The sequence below is a fragment of the Comamonas humi genome (assembly GCF_054782535.1).
On the sequence record NZ_BAAGSH010000018.1, the window covers coordinates 73,817 to 92,369 of the forward strand.

At 68.3% G+C, this 18,553-nt stretch carries 18 protein-coding genes; 8 read left to right on the forward strand and 10 right to left on the reverse strand.

What is annotated here, in order from left to right; translation table 11 throughout:
- Positions 1 to 273 precede the first annotated feature (273 nt).
- The 3 genes from ACYVKR_RS18440 to ACYVKR_RS18450 are packed head-to-tail and all read left to right on the forward strand — an operon-like array spanning position 274 to position 2,554.
- Positions 274 to 1,119, forward strand: a complete 846-nt coding sequence (locus ACYVKR_RS18440) for a hypothetical protein (protein WP_460482415.1) — start codon at positions 274 to 276, stop codon at positions 1,117 to 1,119.
- Positions 1,116 to 1,994 (forward strand): hypothetical protein, encoded by an 879-nt coding sequence (locus ACYVKR_RS18445; RefSeq protein ID WP_460482416.1) that lies wholly within the window; start codon positions 1,116 to 1,118, stop codon positions 1,992 to 1,994. The genes ACYVKR_RS18440 and ACYVKR_RS18445 overlap by 4 nt, the downstream gene beginning before the upstream one ends.
- A 26-nt stretch (positions 1,995 to 2,020) precedes the next feature.
- On the forward strand, positions 2,021 to 2,554 hold the full coding sequence (locus ACYVKR_RS18450) for a DUF2939 domain-containing protein (RefSeq protein WP_460482417.1): 534 nt from the start codon (positions 2,021 to 2,023) through the stop codon (positions 2,552 to 2,554).
- Positions 2,555 to 2,664: 110 nt separating this feature from the next.
- Here the strand turns inward: ACYVKR_RS18450 and ACYVKR_RS18455 are convergent, their stop codons facing one another.
- The 4 genes from ACYVKR_RS18455 to ACYVKR_RS18470 form a co-directional block, all read right to left on the reverse strand.
- Positions 2,665 to 3,624, reverse strand: a complete 960-nt coding sequence (locus ACYVKR_RS18455) for a flavin-nucleotide-binding protein (RefSeq protein WP_460482418.1) — start codon at positions 3,622 to 3,624, stop codon at positions 2,665 to 2,667.
- Positions 3,621 to 4,250, reverse strand: coding sequence for a glutathione S-transferase family protein (locus ACYVKR_RS18460; RefSeq protein ID WP_460482419.1), 630 nt, complete (start codon positions 4,248 to 4,250; stop codon positions 3,621 to 3,623). The genes ACYVKR_RS18455 and ACYVKR_RS18460 overlap by 4 nt, the downstream gene beginning before the upstream one ends.
- Before the next feature lie 129 nt (positions 4,251 to 4,379).
- On the reverse strand, positions 4,380 to 6,605 hold the full coding sequence (locus ACYVKR_RS18465) for a copper-transporting P-type ATPase (RefSeq protein WP_460482420.1): 2,226 nt from the start codon (positions 6,603 to 6,605) through the stop codon (positions 4,380 to 4,382).
- Positions 6,606 to 6,663: 58 nt separating this feature from the next.
- Entirely contained in the window at positions 6,664 to 6,915 is a 252-nt protein-coding gene (locus ACYVKR_RS18470) for a heavy-metal-associated domain-containing protein (RefSeq protein ID WP_460482421.1), read from the reverse strand.
- Positions 6,916 to 7,081: 166 nt separating this feature from the next.
- Here ACYVKR_RS18470 and ACYVKR_RS18475 point away from each other — a divergent pair, with 166 nt between their 5' ends.
- A complete protein-coding gene (locus tag ACYVKR_RS18475; RefSeq protein ID WP_460482422.1) occupies positions 7,082 to 7,996 on the forward strand; it encodes a LysR family transcriptional regulator in 915 nt (304 codons plus the stop codon).
- A 65-nt stretch (positions 7,997 to 8,061) separates the two neighbouring features.
- Here ACYVKR_RS18475 and ACYVKR_RS18480 read toward each other — a convergent pair whose 3' ends face one another.
- The 3 genes from ACYVKR_RS18480 to ACYVKR_RS18490 form a co-directional block, all read right to left on the reverse strand.
- Entirely contained in the window at positions 8,062 to 9,033 is a 972-nt protein-coding gene (locus ACYVKR_RS18480; RefSeq protein WP_460482423.1) for a Bug family tripartite tricarboxylate transporter substrate binding protein, read from the reverse strand.
- A gap of 81 nt (positions 9,034 to 9,114) precedes the next feature.
- Positions 9,115 to 10,197: a hypothetical protein gene (locus ACYVKR_RS18485; protein ID WP_460482424.1), complete on the reverse strand. Its 1,083-nt coding sequence runs from the start codon at positions 10,195 to 10,197 to the stop codon at positions 9,115 to 9,117.
- 38 nt (positions 10,198 to 10,235) lie between these two features.
- Complete coding sequence (locus ACYVKR_RS18490; protein WP_460482425.1) at positions 10,236 to 11,768, reverse strand: TetR/AcrR family transcriptional regulator; 1,533 nt, start codon at positions 11,766 to 11,768, stop codon at positions 10,236 to 10,238.
- 217 nt (positions 11,769 to 11,985) lie between these two features.
- Between ACYVKR_RS18490 and ACYVKR_RS18495 the strand changes: the two genes are divergently transcribed.
- Together ACYVKR_RS18495 and ACYVKR_RS18500 are read left to right on the forward strand one after the other, a co-directional pair.
- Complete coding sequence (locus ACYVKR_RS18495; RefSeq protein WP_460482754.1) at positions 11,986 to 13,164, forward strand: acyl-CoA dehydrogenase family protein; 1,179 nt, start codon at positions 11,986 to 11,988, stop codon at positions 13,162 to 13,164.
- Positions 13,165 to 13,237: 73 nt separating this feature from the next.
- Positions 13,238 to 14,980, forward strand: a complete 1,743-nt coding sequence (locus tag ACYVKR_RS18500) for a long-chain fatty acid--CoA ligase (RefSeq protein WP_460482426.1) — start codon at positions 13,238 to 13,240, stop codon at positions 14,978 to 14,980.
- A 96-nt stretch (positions 14,981 to 15,076) separates the two neighbouring features.
- Here ACYVKR_RS18500 and ACYVKR_RS18505 read toward each other — a convergent pair whose 3' ends face one another.
- The 3 genes from ACYVKR_RS18505 to ACYVKR_RS18515 are packed head-to-tail and all read right to left on the reverse strand — an operon-like array spanning position 15,077 to position 16,879.
- Positions 15,077 to 15,589 carry a hypothetical protein gene (locus ACYVKR_RS18505; protein ID WP_460482427.1) on the reverse strand — a complete coding sequence of 171 codons (513 nt, stop codon included), beginning with the start codon at positions 15,587 to 15,589 and terminating at the stop codon, positions 15,077 to 15,079.
- 3 nt (positions 15,590 to 15,592) lie between these two features.
- Positions 15,593 to 16,174, reverse strand: a complete 582-nt coding sequence (locus tag ACYVKR_RS18510; RefSeq protein WP_460482428.1) for an NUDIX hydrolase — start codon at positions 16,172 to 16,174, stop codon at positions 15,593 to 15,595.
- A 9-nt stretch (positions 16,175 to 16,183) separates the two neighbouring features.
- The gene (locus tag ACYVKR_RS18515; protein ID WP_460482429.1) at positions 16,184 to 16,879 is read right to left on the reverse strand and encodes a fumarylacetoacetate hydrolase family protein; all 696 of its coding nucleotides are present in this window, start codon (positions 16,877 to 16,879) and stop codon (positions 16,184 to 16,186) included.
- Between the two features lie 89 nt (positions 16,880 to 16,968).
- Between ACYVKR_RS18515 and maiA the strand changes: the two genes are divergently transcribed.
- Together maiA and pgeF are read left to right on the forward strand one after the other, a co-directional pair.
- Entirely contained in the window at positions 16,969 to 17,637 is a 669-nt protein-coding gene (maiA, locus tag ACYVKR_RS18520) for a maleylacetoacetate isomerase (protein WP_460482755.1), read from the forward strand.
- Complete coding sequence (gene pgeF, locus ACYVKR_RS18525; RefSeq protein WP_460482430.1) at positions 17,634 to 18,503, forward strand: purine nucleoside phosphorylase YfiH/LACC1 family protein; 870 nt, start codon at positions 17,634 to 17,636, stop codon at positions 18,501 to 18,503. Before maiA ends, pgeF begins: the two co-directional genes overlap by 4 nt.
- Positions 18,504 to 18,553 lie beyond the last annotated feature (50 nt).

The following is an 18,553-nucleotide window of genomic DNA, read 5'->3' on the forward strand; positions in this document are numbered from 1 at the left end:
AAGCCATATTAGCGAATGTCCTGCGGATGAGGGTAATTACATTGCACTATCGATCGCCGCATTTTTTGGATCCATATGCGGTGCATCTCGGTAGCGTGGGAAGGGGTGCAAACCCCAATGCCGAGGTACTCGCGGTAATAGCTGGACTTAGGTCTAATGTGCCCAACGACTAACTTGGCCGGCGCACGCTTCTATCCCGAAGCACCCTAGATGCTGACAATGCGATTTGTGTGACGATCAATCTCAAGAAGAGCAAGAAATGAGCCCTGCTATATGAGTACATTCCCTGTCTTGAACGATCACGACTATTTGAACTACGTAGACAAGCTGAGTCATCGTGGTGCCAATACGTCCATACACTTGGCAGAAATCCGTTATCCGGTGCAGCGGGCAGGCGTAGTTAGCGTTGTCAAGCTGATGCCGCCAGATGGCATTGGTGTCTGCAATGAAGCGATTGCCTGGTTATTTTTGCGAGCAGCTGGACTTGCATCACCGAAAAATGCGGGAATTTTGGTAATGACAGAGGAAAAGGCCAAAGCAGTACTTGGAAGTAAGGCAGTGCCTAAAGACTTGGTTTCTGAGGGCTATGTACTTGCCTGGGCAGCGCAGAAGCTAGAGTTTTCTAGCATTTGTGCGCTATTTTCGGGCAGTGAGGCCGATACCAAGTGGCTGGATCTTTTACGCACTGATGCTGGTGCTGGCATCGCCGCATTCGATGAGCTTCTGCATAATCAGGACCGCAATACAGGCAACATTCTCTTTCGGGGCCGCGGCAGTTGTGTGCCCATAGACCATGAGCAGGTTTTTGCGAGGCAGAACTGGATGGCGGCTGATTTGCAGCATCTGGCGGAGAATGGCGATTCCTTTCGAATGCTTCGACGAGCGCATGCGGGCCGGAAACTTTCGTCTGACGAACTGGCGCGAATTACTGATGCGATGATTGCGCACTCGCACGGGCATGCCGGGGCATTAGATGTCTGCCGTAAGCAGATCGGCCAATTGCTGGGGCGTTTGTTCTCCGTACCCAAGGGTACGGCCTACGCAAACCGAATCTTGAGCTTTATTGGTGAGCGCTGCTCTGAGCGTTGGATGCAGCAGCGTGTAGGGGCATTGACATGATCGATCTTGGCGCGTTGGCAAATTCTGTGGACAGTGAGGCTCCTGGCTTTGTGGGCAAGTGGCACACCATTGAATTTCAGCCAGAACTGGATGTCCCCCAGTCTTTTGTTATTGGTGTGGCGCTAAGTGCCAAGGGGCGACTGCTGGGATTTCGTGTCGCGGAAGATGCGACTCGTCTCAAGTGCTTTTATGGCAATCGCTTCAGCCAAGAGACTTGGGGGTGGCTGCGCAATGAATTGCTGATAGATCTGCAGCGAGCCAAGGACTTTGCAATTGCTAGATATGAGAGCTCGAGCCCGCAGATTCGCTTTGGTCAGGGGCAGTACGCAAGTGGAACTGATCATCTATCGGTGCTGGCACGTACTTTCGACCGTGTGGTGACGGTCACCAAGCTAGAGCCTAAGCCTCGTTCTGCCGGAGTGCCGCAGCTCGAGTTGAGGGCTCAGCTGGCAGACTTGCTCAAGGTGCGGCTGGGGGTTTTGTTTGAGTCAGTTCATCAAGATGGGGATTTCTACCGGTTGATGGATGGAGATGCGGTGCACACCTTTGATGTTAACTACGATGACTCAAAGATCGCCAGCAGTATTGTCTCGGCCAGCTATGTGAGCTTGGAGAAGGCTCAACTCAACTTCAGCACAAGCATGAGCGATTTGGTGATGTTCAACAGGCTGCGCCCTCGCGAGCAGCTAGGCATTGCAATTCTGGTGCCGTCTGCCAATACATTGCCACGTGCGAGCGTGTATGCCTGGGAGAAGTGGTGGGACAACATGTCCTACAAGCTCAAGGAATCGGACCTCATGCTGCTGGCCGAGTCAGAACGGCCCGAAGAGCTGGCAGAAATGATGCAGAACTGGTACATGGATGCCGCGTCCTGAGACGATGAGCGTAGTAGGGATGAGTCATGAAATCAAAAATTGCCCTGGCTGCAGTCGCCGCTGGTATCGCGGCTGCAGGGTTGCTGTACGCCTCGCCCTATCTCACGCTGCGCAGCATCGCCAAGGCGGTCGAGAACAAGGATGCCGACGCGGTGTCCGAGCATGTGGACTTTCCTGCGTTGCGTGAAAGCGTCAAGGGGTACATGCTCGTCAAGATGGAGGCTCAGCTGAATACTCCATCCATGAAAGACAACCCGTTTGCCGGTTTTGGGCAGGTGTTGGCCATGGGGCTGGTCGATCGGATGACGGAAACCCTTGTCTCACCGGCTGGCGTGATGCTGATGCTCAAGAACGGTCAGGTCGGCAGGCCCCGGGATGCGACCGCCGCTGGGGCGGACACCACCGGCAGAACCGAACTGCGCAAGGACTTCACGGTGGTCTACCAGGGCTGGTCGAAGGTGTATGTACACCCCAAGAATGAAGATGGCGGCTTCATCTTCAAGCGTGATGGGCTGATGAGCTGGAAGCTGGTAGCAGTCAAGATGCCAAGCAATCCCTGACGCCGCCGAATTGTGGTTTCTGCCAACCGCAGCTTTAGCGATTAAGAAGCCATTGCGGAGCTAGAAGTGCCTTTGTGCCCACTGATCGGCCGCACTCGCCAATGGGTGGGTCAAGCCGCCTGCTCCCGCATCACCCGAAACTGCGGCGCCGCCACCGGCGCCGTCCAGCGCCAGGGCAGGGCGTGGGGGCGCCACAGCCCGCCCAGAACCCTGAAGCGCAGCGCGCGCTGCGCGCCGGGCCACGGGGCGCAGGCGGCGGCATCCCACAGGATCTCGGCCTCGGCGGCGAGGTGCAGCAGGCCGCCGCCTGCGTAGTCCACGCACAGCAGGCCGGCCCGCGGGTGCAGCGCCAGGTTGCCCAGGGTGTTGAAGAACTGGTTGCCGGGGTAGTCCGGCATGGCGAGCACCACGCCTTGCGCGCCGTGCTCCACCCGCACCAAGCCGGGCTCGCCGCCGCGGTGCGAAACATCCACGCCATCGCTGCGCGCCTGGCCGGGCCGGGGGGCCGAAGCGCTGGCGATGAACAGGGTGTCGCTGCCGGCCAGCAGGGCCAGCGCGGCGGCATTGAGCGCGGGGCCGAGCGGCTGCGGTACTTCGGGCGGATGCGGCTGCACCAGCGGCTCGCGGGCCTGGATGTACTTGGGGCAGTTACCGAAGCTCTGCACCACATCGATGGCCAGGCCCTGCGCGTCGAACGCCGCCACGTGCCCGTTCATGCGGTTGCGCCGGCGCGTGTGCGGCTCCAGCCCCAGCAGGCCCACCGGGTCGCCCACGGCCAGATGGGCGAGTGCGGGATCGGCGGCGTCGGGGCGCACGCCGATCTGCATGCTGTGCGCATCCGGAGTCTGCACAAAGCCCGGCGCGCCGGCCAGCATGGTGGCCCAGGGCTGGCCTTGGCCATCGAGTGCGCCGAGCAGCAGCGTAGGCAGCTTCTCGAACAGCTCGCGGTGCTGGTCGGGCATGTGGTCGCGCAGCAGCAGCGGGCCGTTGGCGGCCATGCGCTCGCGCACGCCCACGCGCGCCTGCAGGGCCTGTTCGCCGGCGTGGAAGGCTTCGGCCGTGTCGATCATGCGGCCTCCGCGATCCGGTCAGGCAACGGCACATAGCCCGGCAGGGCCTGCACGCGGGCCACCCAGGCGCTGATGCGCGGGTAGGGCGACAGCGGCAATCCGCCGATGCCGGCCTGCGAGGTGTAGCCCACCATGGCCAGGTCGGCCAGGCTGGGTTCGGTGCCGCCGAGCAGCCAGTCGCGGCCCTGTAGTTCGGCCTCCATGAAGTCCAGCAGGCGCCGGCCTGTGGCCTGCGCGGCCTCGCTCACCGGCTGGCCGATCATCGCGGCAAAGCGCGGCCCGGCTACGCCGGGGCCGAGCATGCCCGCCGCCAGGCTGAACCAGCGCTGCAGCCGCGCCTGGCCCGCCGGGTCCTGCGGCATCCAGTGGCTGCCGGGTGCGTAGCGCTGCGCCAGGTAGACCAGGATGGCGTTGCTGTCCGACAGCACGAGGTCGCCGTCTACCAGCACCGGCACCTGGCCCAGCGCATTGAGCGCCAGGAATTCGGGGCGCCGCTGCTCGCCCTGGCGCAGGTCCAGGTCCAGGGTTTCGTAGGGCAGGCCGAGCAGGGACAGCAGCAGCTCCACGCGGTGGCAGTGGCCGGAGATGGCCATGCGGTAGAGCTTGAGGGCTTGGGTGGGAGCCATGGCGGGATTCCTTTTTTCCAGAAGGTGGTGACAGAGGGCTCCACGGTAGCTATTGCGCAGTTTTGCGTAAATGGTGGTGCACAGCATTTCAAAATTGCAGATGCCGCAATAGTGGCCGCTGTGCCCCGCTCAATCGGTAATGCGGCTCACGCGCAACCGCAGCGCATTGGCGATTACGCTCACCGACGACAGCGCCATTGCCGCCGCGGCCACCACCGGCGACAGCAGGATGCCGAAGAAGGGGTAGAGCAGGCCCGCGGCCACCGGCACGCCCAGCGCGTTGTAGCCAAAGGCGAACCACAGGTTGAGGCGGATGTTGCCCATGGTCGCCTGCGACAGGCGCCGCGCCTTGGCGATGCCCATCAGGTCGCCGTGCAGCAGCGTAACGCCGGCGCTTTCCATCGCCACGTCGGTGCCAGTGCCCATGGCGATGCCGACGTCGGCCGCGGCCAGCGCGGGTGCGTCGTTGACGCCATCGCCGGCCATGGCCACCACGCGGCCTTCGGCCTGCAGGCGCTGCACCACGGCGGCCTTGTCCTGCGGCAGCACTTCGGCCACTACGTCGCTGATGCCCAGCTCGCGGCCCACCGCCTCGGCGGTGAGGCGGCCGTCGCCGGTGAGCATGACCACGCGGATGTTCTCGCGCCGCAAGGCCGCCAGCGCGGCCGGCGTGCTGGCCTTGACCGGATCGGCGATGCCGACGAAGCCGGCCGGGCGGCCGGCTATGGCGACGAAGATCACCGTGGCGCCCTGGGCGCTCACCCGTTCGGCTGCATCGCGCAACATGGCCACGTCCACGCCTTGCTCGGCCAGGAACCTGGCGCTGCCGCACAGGATGCGCGCGCCATCGACCACACCGACCACGCCCTTGCCCACCGGCGAGTCGAAGTCGTCCACCGGCGACAGCGCGAGCTGGCGTGCCTGGGCCTCGGCCACGATGGCGGCGGCCAGCGGGTGTTCGCTGGCGCGCTCCACGCTGGCCAGCAGGCGCAATAGCTCGTCGGCCTCGACGCCCAGCACCGGCTGCACCGTGGTCACCCTGGGCCTGCCCTCGGTGAGCGTGCCGGTCTTGTCGACCACCAGGGTGTCGACCTTTTCCATGCGCTCCAGCGCCGCGGCGTCGCGGATCAGCACGCCGAGCTGCGCGCCGCGGCCCACGCCGACCATGATGGACATGGGCGTGGCCAGCCCCAGCGCACACGGGCAGGCGATGATCAGCACCGCCACCGCCGCGATCAGCGCGTGCGAGAAGGCCGGGCTCGGGCCCCACAGCAGCCAGGCCGCGAAGGTCAGCGCCGCCACCGCGATCACCAGCGGCACGAACCAGCCGGCCACCTGGTCGGCCATGCGCTGGATGGGTGCGCGGCTGCGCTGGGCCGAGGCCACCATGTGCACGATCTGCGACAGCAGCGTATCGGCACCCACCTTGTCGGCACGCATCACGAAGCCGCCGGTCTGGTTCATGGTGCCGGCGGTGAGCTTCGCGCCCGGCGCCTTGGCCACGGGCATCGGCTCGCCGGTGACCATCGATTCGTCCACCGTGCCCTTGCCCTCCAGCAGCTCGCCGTCCACCGGCACCTTTTCGCCGGGGCGCACGCGCAGCTTCTCGCCGGGCACCACGCTGTCGAGCGGCACCGTCTCGTCGCTGCCGTCGTCCTTGACGCGCACCGCCGTCTTCGGCGCCAGGTCGAGCAGGGCGCGGATCGCGCCCGAGGTTTTTTCGCGGGCCCGCAGCTCCAGCACCTGGCCCAGCAGCACCAGCACGGTGATCACCGCCGCGGCCTCGAAATAGACCGGTACCGCGCCATCGGCCACGCGGAAGCTGGCCGGGAAGAGCTGCGGCGCCAGCGTGGCGACGATGCTGTAGACCCAGGCCGCGCCGGTGCCCAGCGCGATCAGGCTGAACATGTTGAGGCTGCGGTGGACTACCGATTGCCAGCCGCGCACGAAGAAGGGCCAGCCGGCCCACAGCACCACCGGCGTGGCCAGCGCGAGCTGCACCCAGTTCAAGGCCTGCGGGGCCAGCAAGTGGGTGATGCCGAACAGGTGGCCGCCCATCTCGAGCACGAACACCGGCAGCGCCAGCGCCAGGCCGATCCAGAAGCGCCGCGCCATGTCGCGCAGCTCGGCGCTGTCGCCGGTATCGGCGGTGGCGAGCACTGGCTCCAGCGCCATGCCGCACAGCGGGCAGGTGCCGGGGCCCATCTGGCGCACCTCGGGGTGCATGGGGCAGGTGTATTCCATGTCCTTTGCGCCAGCGGGCACGGGTGCCGCGGCGGCGTGGTGGTGCTGGTGCTGGTGTCCATGGCTGTGCGCCGCGTGGTTGTGCTGGTGGTGGTGGGCGGGCTGGTTCATTGCGTGTCCTTGCTCGGTGGCGGGTCGGGGCCGCCGTGGCCCCGGTTGGGCGGGCGCCTCAGCGGCGGCAGCAGCCGCCGGCCGGCGCCGGAGCGGCGGCGGGCTCGGCCATCTGCACCGGCGTGTAGCCGGCCTCGCGGATCGCGTCAGCCAGGGCCTCGGCATCGGTGTCGGCCGAAGGGGCGATGCGGATCTGCCGGGCGGGCACGTCGATCTGCACCTGGGCCGCGCGGTCGGTCTGGGCCAGCGCGCGGCTGATGACGCCGGCGCAGTGGCCGCAGGTCATGTCCTGGACGTTGAAAACGATCATGTGGCTCTCTCTGTGGGAAGTGGTTGGAAACTGCACTTTCAGGCTTGACCTCATGTCAATGTCAACAGGCATGGCTGCTGCATTGGCCGGGGGCTTTACCGTAGCCATTGCGCCGCGCCATGCAAATTGCGATAGTTCGCATTTCACAATTGCAAGCCTCGAAACCATGGACCACCTCGACACCCTGCGCTGCTTCGTCGCCGTGGCCGATGCCGGCGGCTTTGCGCCGGCCGCGCGCAGCCTGGGCCGTTCGCCTGCGGCGGCCACCCGGGCCATCGCCGCGCTGGAAGCGCGCCTGGGCGTGCTGCTGCTGCAGCGCAGTACGCGCATGGTGCGGCTGACTGAGGCGGGCGAGCGCTTTCTGGCCGATTGCCGCTCCATCCTCGGCGATCTGCACGAGGCCGAGCAGGCGGTGAGCGGCGCGCAGGCCGAGGTGCAGGGGCAACTGGCCATCACCGCGCCGCAGATGTTCGGCATTTGCCATGTGGCGCCCATCGTGCAGGACTTCCTGGCCGCGCATCCGCGCGTGCAGGCACGCACGCTGTTCGTCAACCGCCTGGTGCACCTGCTGGACGAGGGCATGGACGTGGCCGTGCGCATCGCCCACCTGCCGGACTCGGGCCTCACGGCGCTGCCGGTGGGGGCGCTGCGCAAGCTGGTGGTGGCCTCGCCCGCCTACCTGGCCGAGCATGGCGAGCCGCGCCATCCGGGCGAGCTGTCCGGCCACCGGGCCATAGGCATCGCGCCCGATGCGCGGGCGGTGGCGCCCTGGGTGTTCAAGGACGGGCTGGTCGGCCAGCCGCAGATCTGCTGGATCAGCAACAGCAACGAGGTGGACGTGGCCGCGGCCGAGGCCGGACTGGGCCTCACGCGCTGCCTGGCCTACCAGGCGGCGGCGGGCCTGCGCGCGGGCCGGCTGCGCATCGTGCTGGCCGAGTACGAGCAGCCGCCCGTGCCGGTGCACATCGTCTACCCGGCCGGGCGCCGCGCGCCGGCCAAGGTGCGGGCCTTCGTGGAGTTTGCCCGCGAGCGGCTGGCCCAGGTGCCGGTGCTGCAGGGCAAGGGGCTGTCGCGGCGCTGATGCAGGGTCTGGGCAACGGCGGCCCCGGCGCTGATGCAGGGTCTGGGCAACGGCGGCCCCGGCGCTCAGTTCGGCTGGATGCCGGCCTGCTTCATCACCGCCAGCCACTTCTCGCCCTCCTGGGCGGCAAAGCGGCTGAACTCCTCGGCTGTCAGCTGGCTGGGGATCACGCCGTTGTCCCGCATGCGGGCCTGCACGGCCGGCTTGCGCGTGGCGTCCCGCATGGACTGGTTCAGCGTGGCGACAACGCCGGCCGGTGTGCCCTTGGGCAGCCACAGCGCATACCACGAGGTCACGTCGAAGCCGGGAATGCCCTGCTCGTCGATGGTGGGCACCTGCGGCAGCAGCTCGACCCGCCGGGCCGAGGTGACGGCCAGTGCCCGCAGCTTGCCGCTCTGGATCAGCGGCGCGGCGCTGGCCACCGAGGCGTAGAGCACGTCGATGTGGCCACCGATCACGTCGGTCAGCGCCTGCCCGGTGCCGTTGTAGGGCACGTGGCTGATCTTCACGCCGGCCTTCAGGTTGACCAGCTCGCCTACCAGGTGGGGCAGCGAACCGAGGCCGCCCGACGCGAACGACAGCTTGCCGGGCGCGGCGCGGGCCTGCTCCAGCAGGCCCTGGAAGCTGGTGATGCCCGAGCCCGCACCCACGACCAGCACCATCGGCGCGAAGCCGAAGATGCCCACCGGCGCGAAGTCCTTCTGCGCATCGAAGGGCAGTTGCTTGAACATGCCCGGGTACATGACCTGGATCGAGGCGTTCATCAGGCCGGTGTAGCCGTCGGGCCGGCTGTGCGCCACCTCGCGCGCGCCGATGGTGCCCGCCGCGCCGGGCCTGGCCTCGATGACGATGGGCTGGCCGAGCAGCTCGCCCATGTCGACGGTCATCATCCGCCCGAAGGTTTCGGTGGTGGAGCCAGCCTGGTGCGGCGAGATGATGCGGATCGGCTTGCCGGGGTACTTGTCCTGGGCCTGGGTGCCGTGGCCGGCCAGGGCCAGGCAGGCCGCGGCGCCAACGATGAATCGCCTGGTGTTCATGGAGTGTCTCCTGGGGTCAGTTCAGGGGTGGGGCTCTGACGGCCCTTGCACCTGCGGATCGCAGCCCTTGCGGGCGCGTTGTCAGCGGGCCCGGTTGCGCGGCCGGATCCGCCATTCGAAGCAGCCGTCGCCCTGGTCGAACCGGCGGGTGACCACCAGGTCGAGGAAGCGGTTGTGCGCGGCCAGCGCACCCACCAGCAGCTCGTTCCAGGCCAGGAAGGCGGCCGGGTGCAGGTCGGCGATGCCTTCCATCAGCTTCCAGCTCGTCTGGCGCACGCCGGGGGCGCCGTCGATATCCGCCACGCGCTCGGCGGCATCGCCCTGGGCCTGCGCCAGCGCCACCATGAAGTCGGCGAACTGGCCGGCATCGCCGCGGTCGGCCAGGCCCAGCGCCTGCGCCGTGGCCGCATGGAACTGCATGCCGATCAAGCGCGCGGTGACGCCGCCCAGGTACTGCGCATCGACCGGGCCGCACAGGCCCACCAGCTCCTGCAGGCCGGTGCGCATGTACTCCATGGCGTAGTTGCGGCGCGCCTTCTGGCGGCGCTCCAGCGGCCAGTCGGCCGTGGGCAGCGTGGGCGCCAGCGCCGGATCGGCCGGCGGCATCTCCACGCCCCGCGCGAACACCAGGCGCTGTTCGGGCTCGATGTCGTGCTCGTACTCGCAGTAGTAGCCCTCCAGGCCGGGCTGCCCGTCCATGGTCTGCTTGGTGCAGACGAAGCCCAGCCGGCGGCTGCCCAGCGACACGCCGTTGTGCGCATGCCAGCCGCGCAGCACCGCGCGCGACACCTCGCCGGGAATGGCGCAGATGGCCGTGCCTTGCCAGGCCCAGCGCGGCGGCGGGTAGCGCACCCAGACCTTCTTCGGCGACTCCTCGAAATACTCGACATGCACGCCGCCGATGGCGTTCGACAGGTAGTGGTAGCGCGCCGCGGCCACGGCCGGCGGCAGCCCCTCCAGGCCCAGCTTGGTGAGCCCGGGCAGGAATTTCTCGGTGTGCTGGCGGCGGAAGATGTGGAACACCAGCTCGGCCGCCTCGCGGCTGCTCTTGCGCGTGACCATGGTCATCACCAGGCCGGTGAAATAGGCGTGGTACCACTCAGCCACCGCCGACCAGCGCGCGGCGTCGGGCGTGAGCGGCTCGCTCGGGGAAGGGGCTTGCATCGGGTGTGTCTCCTGTCGGTGGATGTTGGAAGCTGGGTTCATGGCGAGGGCGCGGAGACCAGGGCGGGCACCGCCAGCGCCAGCCCCGAGACGACGAACGCGGCCAGTTGCGCGGCGATCTGCTCGCGGTCGGCGGCGGTCTCGTCGGGGCGCGGGCGGTACCACAGCGTGGCGCCGTTGATCGCGCCGAAGAAGGGCTTGATGCTCAGGCGGATGTTCTGCAGCGGGATCTCTCCCGCATCCATGGCCTCCTGCAGCACCTGCAGGAACAGTTCTTCGTAGCGGTGGCGCAGCGCGATGATGTCCTGCAGCTTTTCGCGCTGCTCCTCGTTGACGCGGCCGATGAGCTGCGCCTCCAGTCCCTGCACGGCCAGGCGCTGGTAGGACAGGTGCCGCAGCACCTGCAGCGCATGCGTATGGGCCATGCGCTGGATGCGCTGCACCGGCCGCAGGCCCCGGTCCTGGGCAATCGGCGCGATGGCGTTGAAGTTGATCTCCATCACCCGCTGGTAGACCGCGACGAGCAGGTCGGCCTTGCTGCGGTAGTGGTGGTAGATACTGCCCTTGGTGATGCCCAGCGTGTCGCCGATATGGTCGATGGAGGTGGCGTCATAGCCCTGGCTGTTGAAGGCTTCGGCGGCGGCATCGAGGATCTCGGTCACCCGGTCGGTGCTGCGGCCGTCGGCGGCGCTGGATTTGCGGGACATGGCTGGGGACTTTCTCGGGATTCGGGTGGGTTGCAGGTGCTGGAGCAGCGCGGCGGCCTGGGCCTGGGGCGGGCCTGCCGCCGCCTGCAGGTACTGCAGGGCCGCATGGAGGGGCGGCAGCTCTGCCAGGGCCTGCAGTTGCTGCACGCACCGGCTGGCGCAGTAAAGCGCCTGCGCGGCATCGGCCGGCGATGCGTCGCCATGGCCTGCTGCGTGCAGCAGCGCGCGGGCGGCGGCCAGCTGGGCGGTGGCCTCGGCCAGCGGCAAGGCCGAGGGGCCACGCTGGTCCAGGTGTTCGATGGCATGGCGCTGCAGTGCCTGCGCCAGCCCGCAGGCCAGCGCCGCATGGGCCAGCCGTGCGGCTGCCTGCAGCCGCGGGAGCTGCGAGAAGTCCGCGCGCAGCGGGGCGGGCCAGGCCGGCTCGCGGCCGCGGATGGCCAGCGTGGCGGTGTAGCGCACCAGGCCGTCGCTGCCGGGCTGCGCGGCCAGCTCCAGGCCGGGTTCGTCGGCGGGCAGCCAGAAGCACAGCAGCGGCGCCGCGCTGCCGGCCTGGCGGGCCGGCACGATCAGGCGGGCGGGTGCTTCGGCTGCAGGCAGGCCCAGGCCAAAGGCCTGGCCGCTGAGGTCCCACCGGCCCTGGCGCTCGCGGCAGCGGGGCAGGGCGTCTTCGTGCAGGTTGTGCAGCAGCGGCAGCACCTGGCCCGACTGCAGGGCCGCAACCGCGTCGGCGCCGGCCAGCGAGCCGAAGACCGCCGCCGGCAGGGCCGCGGCCAGCGCCACGGCTTGCGCGGGCTGCTGCTGGGCCAACTGCTCGACTTGTGCCAGCCATTCGGCGGAGGTGCTGGAAGGGGAAGAATTGAACATACTGATTGGTATGTTAATAAGGGTTTCGGCAATTGTCCATCGCCGGGTGCAAAGAATTTCTGGCCTGGCAGGAATGCATCAATACCTTGATAGGCACGGATTTTTCCTGTCGCCGAGGCGCAGGCATGGTGGCGAATGTGGGTTCTATAATTTTCATACCGATTGGTATGTTTGATGCAAGACAAGGAGACAGGGAATGAAGCCATCGCCGGCAAAACTGGGTTCGCGGGACTATCTGGACTGGCCATTCTTCGACGCGTCGCACCGCCGCTTCATGCAGGAGGTGGACGGGTTTGCGCAGTCCGGCGTGCTGGACGGGGTGGACCTGCGCGATGTGGATGGCACCTGCCGCCGGCTGGTGGCCGAGCTGGGCCGGGCCGGGTTGCTGCGCGTGTGCGTCAGCAGCGAGTACGGCGGCCATGCGCCGCAGATTGAATCGCGGCGCTTGACGCTGGCGCGCGAGGGCCTGGCTTACCGCTGCGGCCTGGCCGATTTCGCGCTGGCCATGCAGGGCCTGGGCAGTGGCCCCATCGCGCTGGCGGGCGACGAGAAGCTCAGGCAGCAGGTGCTGCCCAAGGTGGCGCGCGGCGAGCTGATTCCGGCATTCGCGCTGTCCGAGCCCGAGGCCGGCTCGGACGTGGCAGCCATGTCCTGCACGGCCACGCGCGACGGCGGCGACTACGTCGTCTCGGGTCGCAAGACCTGGATTTCCAACGGCGGCATCGCCGATGTCTACGTGCTGTTCGCCCGCACCGGCGAGGCGCCGGGCACCCGGGGCATCTCGGCCTTCGTGGTCTACCCCGACGACCCGGGCTTTGCCATCGCCGAGCGCCTGGAGGTGATGGCGCCGCACCCGCTGGCCACGCTGCAGTTCGACGAGATGCGCCTGCCCGCCTCGCGCATGCTGGGCGCGCCGGGCACGGGCTTCAAGCTGGCCATGCGCACGCTGGACATCTTCCGCGTCTCGGTGGCGGGCGCGGCGCTGGGCTTTGCGCGCCGGGCGCTGGACGAGGCGCTGGCCCACACCCAGGCGCGCCAGCTGTTCGGCGAGCCGCTGGCCGCCAAGCAGATGACGCAGGACCGCATCGGCGAGATGGCCACGCTGCTGGATGCAGCCGCGCTGCAGACCTACCGCGCGGCCTGGAAGCGCGATGTGCAGGGCGGCGCCACCACGCTGGAGGCAGCCATGGCCAAGATGGCGGCCACCGAGAACGCGCAGCGGATCGTGGACGGCAGCCTGCAGCTCTTCGGCGCGCGCGGGGTGCAGGTCGGCGGGGTGATGGAGAGCCTGTACCGCGAGATCCGGGCGCTGCGCATCTACGAGGGCGCGACCGAAGTGCAGAAGATGATCATCGCCCGCGAGGTGCAGAAGGCGCACCAGGAAGCGCGCGGCTGAGGTGCTGCAACGCAGATGACGGGCATGCCGGCCCGCATCTGCCATCATGGCGGCGCCTACCAAGGATGCCTACATGACCTCTTTCGCAGACCGTTCCGTCAGTGCCTTCGCCCAGCCCTCGTCGCCCCGCTGGCCCGGCCGCGTGCCCACGCGCCTGAGCGTGCCGCGCACGCCGGTGTGGGACAACATCGCCGTCAACGCACGCCGCTACCCCGACAAGACGGCGCTGGTGTTCTTCGGCCAGGCCCTGAGCTACCGCGAGCTGGTGGAGCAGACCGAGCGCCTGGCCGCGCACCTCTACCTGCACGGCGTGCGCAAGGGCGACCGGGTGCTGTTGCTGATGCAGAACTGCCCGCAGTTCATCGTGGCGCACTACGCCATCCTGCGCGCGAACGCGGTGGTCGTGCCCGTCAACCCGATGAACCAGGCCGACGAACTGCGCCACTACATCGAGGACGCCGGCGCCCGCGTGGCCATCACCACCGGCGAGCTGGCGCCCGCGCTGCTGCAGGCCAGCGCCGCGCTGGCGCCGGGGCAGCGCCTGGAGCACCTGGTCGCCAGCCAGTACACCGACGCCATGCCGGCCGATGCGGCCACGCACGGCGACATGCCCGCGGCCTGGCAGCGCTGGCTGCTCACCGAACACCCCATGCCCGCGCGCGAGGCGCTGGCCGGCACCAGCGCCGCGAGCTGGCGTGAGGCCCTGGATTGCGGACTGGCGCCGCCGGCGCTCGAGGTGGGGCCGGACGATCTCGCCATCCTGCCCTACACCAGCGGCACCACCGGCAAGCCCAAGGGCTGCATGCACGCGCACAGCCACATACAGCACGCGGCCATGGCCGGCCTGCTGTGGGGCCGGCAGTCGCCCGAGACGGTGAACCTCGTCGTCGCGCCCATGTTCCACATCACCGGCATGGTGTCCATCATGCACACGCTGCTGCTGGCCGGCGCCACGCTGGTGCTGATGCCGCGCTGGGACCGCGAGCTGGCCGGGCGGCTCATCACCCGCCACCGGGTGAGCCACTGGGCCAACATCCCGACCATGGTGGCCGACCTGCTGGCCAGCCCGCAGCTGGCGCAGTACGACTTCTCGCAGCTGGTCTACATCGGCGGCGGCGGCGCGGCCATGCCGCAGGCGCTGGCGCAGCGCGTGAAGGACCTGTGGGGCCTGAACTACCTGGAGGGCTACGGCATGACCGAGACCTGCGGCGCCTCGCATGCCAATCCCTACGAGCACCCCAAGCAGCAGTGCCTGGGCATGGCGCATATCGGCATGCAGTCGCGGGTGATCGACCCCGAGACGCTGGCGGTGCTGCCGGTGGGCGAGGTCGGCGAGATCGTGGTGCGCGGCCCGCAGGTGCTGTTGGGCTACTGGAGGCAGCCCGAGGCCACGGCCGCGAGCTTCGTGCAGGTGGAGGGCGAGCGGTGGTTCCGCACCGGCGACCTGGGCTACTGCGACGACGAGGGCTATTTCTTCCTGACCGACCGGCTCAAGCGCATGATCAACGCCAGCGGCTTCAAGGTCTGGCCCGCCGAGGTCGAGAGCCTGATGTACCGCCACCCGGCCGTGCTGGAGGCCTGCGTGATCGCCGCCAAGGATGCCTACCGCGGCGAGACCGTCAAGGCCGTGGTGGCGCTGCGGCCCGAGTACCGGGGCCAGCTCAGCGAGCAGGAGTTGATGGCCTGGTGCCACGAGCACATGGCGGTCTACAAGGCGCCGCGCATCGTGCAGTTCGTCGAGCAGCTGCCCAAGAGCGGCAGCGGCAAGGTGATGTGGCGCACGCTGCAGGAGCAGGAAACGGCCACCGGATCGTAAAAATAAGAGCTGCCAGCGCTTGCTGTCAAAGGGATTCAGATGGTTTTCATGCTGAATGCCAATGACAACGAGCGCTGGCAGCTCCTTTTTTGGTAGTTACTTCTTGGCCTTGGCCGGTGCACTGCCGCCAGCGGCCGCCGCGGCCAGCACCTTGCCCAGCATCTCATGCAGCATGGCCGAGCTGCGCTGCTGCATGATCTTGTTGATATCGCCCTGGCGCGACTGCATCTCGCCCGCGTAGGGCGATTGCGGGCCCTGGGCCAGCAGCGATTCGAGCTTGGGCTGGGTGAAGACCTGCGCATAGGCATAGGCCAGGTGGCCGTTCCACTGCTTCTGGTAGGCCGGCGTGATGGCCGCGATCTGCGCGGCCAGTTGCTGCTGCGCCTTCTGCGCGCCCATGCGGTCGACCAGGCTCTGGTAGTCGGTGGTCTTGGCGGCGAGCTGCAGCACCACCTGCGGCAGGCTGTGGCCCAGGCGGTATTTCTCGATCAGGGCCAGCGCCATGTCCTCGAGCTTGGAGGCGGCGAGCGCCGGCAGCGCGGCGCCGGCCGCCAGCGTGCCCGCGAGGGCGAGCCAGCGGCGGCGGCGAAGGGTTGCGGAATGGGTCATGGCTCAGGCTTTCACGGCTGCAGGCGCGGAGGCGGGCAGCTCCAGGTCGATGTTGTGCACGCCGAAATGGCCGGCCTTGCGGTCCTGCCAGTAGCGCTGCAGCGTGACCTTGACGGTGCGGAAGGCGATCTCGTCCCAGGGGATCTCGTCCTCGGTGAAGAGCCGGGCCTCCATGGTCTCGTGGCCGGGGTTGAAGCGGTCGCTATTCAGCTGCGCCAGGTAGAAGATGTGCACCTGGCCCACGTGCGGCACGTTCACCAGCGAGAACAGCGGGCCCAGCGTGATGTCGGCGCCGGCCTCCTCGTCGGTCTCGCGGGCCGCGCCCGCGCCGGTGGTCTCGGCCAGCTCCATGAAGCCGGCGGGCAGCGTCCACAGGCCCTTGCGCGGCTCGATGTTGCGCTTGCACAGCAGCACGCGGTCGCCCAGGTAGGGAACGGTGCCCACCACGTTCAGCGGGTTCTCGTAATGGATGGTGCCGCAGGCCGGGCAGACGGCACGCGCTCGCGTGTCGCCGTCGTCGGGAATGCGGTGCTCCACGGCGGTGCCGCAGCAGCGGCAAAAGGATACGGGGAAACGGCTGGCCATGCGCGGCAATCAGACCAGTTCGATCTTGAGCGCGGGCAGGCCGTCCACGCCGCCTTCGAGCACGTCGCCCTTGACCACCGCGGCCACGCCCTCGGGCGTGCCGGTGAAGATCAGGTCGCCGGGCTGCAGCTCCCAGGCCTGCGACAGCACCTCGATGGTCTCGGCGATGTTCCAGATCAGCTTGCTGACGTTGCTGCGCTGGCGGTCGGCACCGTTCACGGCGAGCCAGATCGCGGCCTGGCCCACGTCGCCGGCCTGGGCCGCGGGCACGATGGGGGCGATGGGCGCGCTGTGCTCGAAGGCCTTGCCGATCTCCCAGGGACGGCCCTGCTTCTTCATGTCGTTCTGCAGGTCGCGGCGGGTCATGTCCAGGCCCACGGCGTAGCCATAGATGTGGGCCAGCGCATCGGCGGCCTTGATGTTGCTGCCGCCCTTGCCGATGGCGACCACCAGCTCGATCTCGTGGTGCAGGTTGCTGGTCATGGCCGGGTAGGGCACGCGGCCGGTCTCGCCCTCGGCCACGGCGAAGATCGCGTCGGCCGGCTTCATGAAGAAGAACGGCGGCTCGCGGCCGGTGAAACCCATCTCCTTGGCGTGATCCTCGTAGTTGCGGCCCACGCAGTAGATGCGGTGCACCGGAAAGCGGTCTTGGGTGCCCACGACGGGGACGCTGGGAACAGGTGCTGCGGGAATCACGAAGCTCATGGATAGCCTTTGCGGTAGTCGGTGTGAAGATGCGAAGCAGCGAAAATTATCGTCCATCTTGGAGCGATGGCTGATATATGCTCGCCACCATGAAGCTGCACAACTACTTCCGTTCCTCCGCCTCGTACCGCGTGCGCATCGCGCTCGCCTTCAAGGGGCTGCCGTACGACTACGTGCCGGTCCACCTGGTCAAGGGCGAGCATCGCAGCCCCGGCTATGCCAGCCACCTGGGCGACGCGCTGGTGCCGGCGCTCGAGACCGACGACGGCCACTGGCTGAACCAGTCGCTGGCCATCATCGAGTGGCTGGAAGAGACCCACCCTACGCCCGCGCTGCTGCCCGGCGACGCGCTGGCCCGCGCCCGCATCCGCGCGCTGGCGCTGATGGTGGCCTGCGAGATCCACCCGCTGAACAACCTGCGCGTGCTGGGCTATGTGAAGAACCAGCTCGGCGCCAGCGACGAGGCCAAGGACGCCTGGTACCGCCACTGGGTGCGCACCGGGCTCGAAGCCTTCGAGCGCCAGCTCGCGCTGCTGGCCGACGAGCGCCGCGCCCAGGGCCTGGCGCCGTCGGTCTTCTGCTGGGGCGACACGCTGACGCTGGCCGACTGCTCGCTGGTGCCGCAGGTCTTCAATGCCCAGCGCTTCAAGACGCCGCTGGACGGCCTGCCGCTGACCATGGCGGCCTACGAGGCGGCGCTGGCGACGCCGGCGGTGCAGCAGTCGCAGCCCTCGGCCTGCCCGGACGCGCAGGCATGAGCCCGGCGCTTCCCGGCGACTGGCTGGTCCCCGACTGGCCCGCCGCGCCCGGCGTGCATGCGCTGTGCACCACGCGCAGCGGCGGCGTCAGCAGCGGCCCCTACGCCAGCCTGAACCTGAGCCTGAACGTGGGCGACGAGCCCGCCGCGGTGCACGAGAACCGCGCGCGCCTGGCCGGCGCCATGCTGGCGCTGCAGCGCAGCCAGGGCGCGGGCGAAGCGCCGGCGCCCCAGCCCGTGCTGCTGCACCAGGTGCACGGTGCCGAGGTCGAGTACCTCGATGCCTGCTCGGCGGGCGGCAGCCATGCCGACGCCAGCGTCACCGCCACACCCGGTGTGGGCTGCGCCATCATGGTGGCCGACTGCCTGCCGGTGCTGTTCGCGCACCGGCACCTGCCCATCGTCGGCGCGGCGCATGCCGGCTGGCGCGGCCTGGTCGGGCAGGGCGGCGTGGGCGTGCTGGAAACCACTTTCGAGGCTTTTCGGGCGCTAGCCCAACAGCAGCAAGCGCCAGATGCTCATCAAAGCATAGCGCCTGGCGACATGCTGGCCTGGCTGGGGCCGTGCATAGGCCAGGCCGCCTTCGAGGTGGGCGCCGAGGTACGCGAGGCCTTCGTGGCCCACGATGCCGGCGCGGACGTGCTGTTCGCCCCCGGCAAGCCCGGCAAGTTCCAGGCCGATCTGGCGGGCCTGGCGCGCCGCCGGCTGCAGGCCATGGGCATCGCGGCGCTGTATGGCAACGACGGCAGCGAGCCCTGGTGCACCGTCAGCAACCCGGCGCGCTTCTTCTCGCATCGGCGCGACGGCAGCCCCGGCGTGCTGGGCGGCTCGGGCCGCTTCGGCGTGTGCATCTGGGTGGCGGATTGATGCCGGAATGACGTTGAAAGCCGTCAAAAATGACGGAATGAAGCATTCAC